General features: G+C 34.9%; 3 protein-coding genes. All 3 read left to right on the forward strand.

Translation table 11 applies throughout. From position 1 onward, the window contains the following. Nucleotides 1-90: 90 nt before the first annotated feature. Entirely contained in the window at nt 91-543 is a 453-nt protein-coding gene (locus tag ENL20_11965; protein ID HHE39271.1) for a hypothetical protein, read from the forward strand. A gap of 51 nt (nt 544-594) precedes the next feature. Further along, the gene (locus tag ENL20_11970) at nt 595-759 is read left to right on the forward strand and encodes a zinc-ribbon domain-containing protein (GenBank protein HHE39272.1); all 165 of its coding nucleotides are present in this window, start codon (nt 595-597) and stop codon (nt 757-759) included. Nucleotides 760-999: 240 nt separating this feature from the next. Continuing rightward, nucleotides 1,000-3,898: DNA polymerase III subunit alpha (locus ENL20_11975; protein HHE39273.1), on the forward strand; the 2,899-nt coding region annotated here is incomplete at its 3' end.

Raw genomic sequence — 3,898 nt, forward strand, 5'->3', positions numbered from 1 at the left:
AAATGTCAGCGAAATATTTTCAATATTTTTTTTCCTGATCCAATATTTTTTTTGACTCTTTTTCATTATCTAAAAAAAATGCGTAAAGAAATGAAAGAAACAAAAAAGAAGAAAGATGAGCAGATCATCGTCAAAGCCGATAAAAATTACAGAAAAAAAATACTGCTCATTGCATTTACGCTGATCGTTATCGGATTTTTTTTGCTACGATATTTTCAAGCTTTATTAAACAGATTATCAACTCTTGCTGAAGAATCTCCGGGTTTGGCAATCAAAAAAGCAGAAAATTCTTTAAAAATCATTTTTTTTGTAATGTTCCTTTTAAGTTTAGGATTATGTTTTTATTTATACAGATTGGGAACATCAATCCTGAAATCCGAACAATTTCCACCTCCGGGAATTAAGGTTATCAAAGACACAAAACTCGAAACCGGGAGAAAAGCAAGATCAAGAGGAAGAATGCTGCAGGTTTTATCCATCTTATTTCTGATGATGGGAGTTCTTGTTCCGATAACGGTCTCTTTGATTTTGAGAAATTTCTAAATGGAAACTTGCCAAATTTCAAAAATTTAGCAAGTTTTAAAGAGGATTCAAATGAAGCAGATAAAATGCAGATCGTGTGGGAAAATGGTCAGTTCCAACACTAAAAGATGTCCAAAATGTGGAACTTTGCTGAAACTCCCAAAGGCTCTACTGATCACTATTTTAGCAATTTTTTCGTTCATTGTAGGAATCATAATCGTAACATTCTTATTTTGAAGTTGATTAAATATCATTTTCTCATCTTGCAAATATCAGATGTAAAAGCGTATCTTATTTTATTTTAAGGCAGTTACCAATCCACCTTAAAAAAATATAAATTATCATTGACTTATTAACCTGATTTTTTTTTCTCAAATCTGGAAAAGGGAAATAAAATTTTCAGAAATTTGATGCTGAATTCGTAAAATTTGAAAATTTATTTCTGCCTTTCTTTATTTTGTTTTTGAGGAAAAATCTATGACATTTGTCCACCTGCATAACCATACTCAATATAGTTTACTCGATGGAGCCTGTCGTGTCGATAAAATGATCGAACTGGCTAAACAATATAAAATGCCGGCTGTTGCCATGACCGATCATGGCAATATGTTCGGTGCGATAGATTTTTATAATACTGCCAGAAAAGAAGGAATAAAACCGATCATCGGGATTGAAACATATGTGATCAATGGTGAGCTTGATGATTCGAAGGCAAAAAAAGATACAAGACATCATTTAGTGCTTTTAGCGAAAAATCTGGTCGGTTATAAAAACCTGATAAAAATTTCTTCGATCGCTTTTCTCGATGGATTTTATTATAAACCGAGGATCAGCAAATCTCTTTTACAAAAATATTCCGCAGGATTGATCTGTCTTTCTGCCTGCATCAAGGGTGAGATTCCTTCCTTATTATTAAATAAGAAGTTCAAAAAAGCAGAAAAAGTTGTCGAGTTTTATAAGAAAACTTTTCAAGATGGATTTTATCTTGAAATTCAAGATCATGGTCTGGACGAAGAAAAAACCATAACTCCGCTCCTGATCCAACTTGCAAAAGATACAAAAACTCCTTTAGTTCTGACCAATGATTGTCATTATCTTTATGCAAAAGATGCAGATGCTCATGATGTTCTGCTCTGCATCCAGACAGGAAAATCACTTTCAGATTCTAATCGAATGAAATATAATACAAATCAATTGTATTTTAAACCTGAAGAGGAGATGAAAAAACTTTTTCCGGAAATTCCTGAAGCATACGAAAATACTCTCAAAATCGCAGATCAGATTGATTTGCAACTCGATTATAATGACTTTCTGTTACCGAAAGTCGAGATCCCGAAAGGTTATTCCGACATGCAGGAATACCTGAAATTTCTCTGTTTGGAAAGTGCAAAAAAGAAATATCCAAAAATTACGGATGAGATTAAAAATCGGATCGAATATGAACTTTCAGTTATCCATAAAATGGGATTTGAAGGCTATTTTCTGGTGGTAAAAGACCTGATTGATGCTGCTCGCAAGATGGATATTCCGGTTGGACCGGGAAGAGGTTCTGCTGCCGGAAGTATTGTCTCATATTTATTGGATATCACTCAAATCGAACCGCTTAAATATAACCTTTTTTTTGAGAGATTCCTGAATCCGGAAAGGATTGGGATGCCTGATATCGACATCGATTTTTGTGCTGAAGGAAGAAGCAAAGTAATCGATTATATAGTAGAGAAATACGGAAGAACAAGCGTTACTCAAATCGTAACTTTCAATCTTTTAGGAGCAAAATCCGTGATCAAGGATGTTGCTCGTGTTCTGGATGTTTCCGCAGTTAAAGCAAATGAAATCACAAAACTAATTCCTTCAACACCTAAAATCACTTTAGATCAGGCTTTAAAGGAATCGAAACAATTTGCGGAGATGATGAAAAGCAACGATATTTATGCTTCTATCCTGACCTATTCAAAAGTTCTGGAAGGCTTGGTACGTCATATTGGAATTCATGCTGCCGGAGTTGTGATCGGTCCCGGAAATCTGACAAATTATGTTCCCCTCGCAGTTACCAGTCAAAAAGGTAGCGAGTCAGCAGTGATCGTCCAATATGAAGGAAAATGGCTCGATGAACTTAAAATGTTGAAAATGGATATTCTGGGTTTGAAAACTCTAACTGTTATAAAAAGAACTGTTGAGTTAGTAAAACAATCAGAAAATAAAAATATCGATATCGAAAATGTCGATTTGAAAGATAAAAAAACCTACGAAGTTCTCGCAAATGGTTGGACGGACGGAATTTTCCAATTTGAATCTGCAGGTATGAAAAAATATCTGATCGATCTGAAACCGAATGTTTTTGATGATCTGATCGCCATGGTTGCTCTTTATCGTCCCGGTCCAATGCAATTTATCGATTCTTTTATCAAAAGAAAACATGGAAAAGAAAAAGTTCATTATATCCATCCTCTAACGGAAAATTCCCTGAAAGAAACTTATGGAGTAACCGTTTACCAGGAACAAGTTATGCAGATCGCTCGAGAAATGGGAGGATTATCCGGAGCGGAAGCAGATATTTTGCGGAAAGCAATGGGGAAGAAAAAGAAAAAACTGATGAGTAAACTACACGAAAAATTCCTCAAAGGTGCGACCGAAAGGAAAGTTAAACCGCATGTTATTGAAAAGATCTGGAAAGATTGGCAGGAATTCGCAAAATATGCCTTCAATAAAAGTCATGCGACTGCTTATGCTTATGTTGCTTTTCAGACAGCATATCTGAAAACTCATTTCCCAGTTGAATTTATGGCTGCTTTTTTAACATTAGAAGATAATCCATTAAAAATTCCGTACTTTATCGATGAATGTAAAAAAATGGGCATCAAAGTCGAACCTCCCAATATTAATAAAAGTGAAAAAGAGTTTGCGGTTAGAGATAACAAAATCCTGTTTGGTTTGAAAGCGATTAAAAATGTTGGAAGTGCTGCCATTTGCTCCATTCTTAAAGAAAGAAAAGAAAATGGAGAATTTAAAAACATCTTTAAATTATGTTCCCGTGTCGATTCCATGACCGTGAACAAAGCAGTTCTGGAAAGCCTGATATTTTCAGGAGCAATGGATGAGCTTGAAGGTAACAGGGCACAAAAATTCACTGCAATTGAAAATGCTCTGGAATATGGTTCAGGTATCCAGAACGAAAAAAAACGCGGACAGATGATGCTCTTTGATGCATTTCAGGAAAATGCGGAAGAAGATGAATATTTACCTAAACTTCCGGAAATTCGCGAATGGTCTCTCAACCAGAAATTGACCAATGAGAAGAAAATCCTCGGATTTTATTGGTCCGGTCATCCACTTAATCAATATGAAACGATCATCAAATTATTGACTAATATCAATA

Source organism: Candidatus Cloacimonadota bacterium (assembly GCA_011372345.1).
GTDB lineage: Bacteria > Cloacimonadota > Cloacimonadia > Cloacimonadales > TCS61 > DRTC01.

Excerpts from the sequence above, each read along its gene's own strand:
- ENL20_11965 (HHE39271.1), top strand. The coding sequence starts at position 91 with ATGAAAGAAACAAAAAAGAAGAAAGATGAGCAGATCATCGTCAAAGCC.
- ENL20_11970 (HHE39272.1), top strand. The coding sequence starts at position 595 with ATGAAGCAGATAAAATGCAGATCGTGTGGGAAAATGGTCAGTTCCAAC.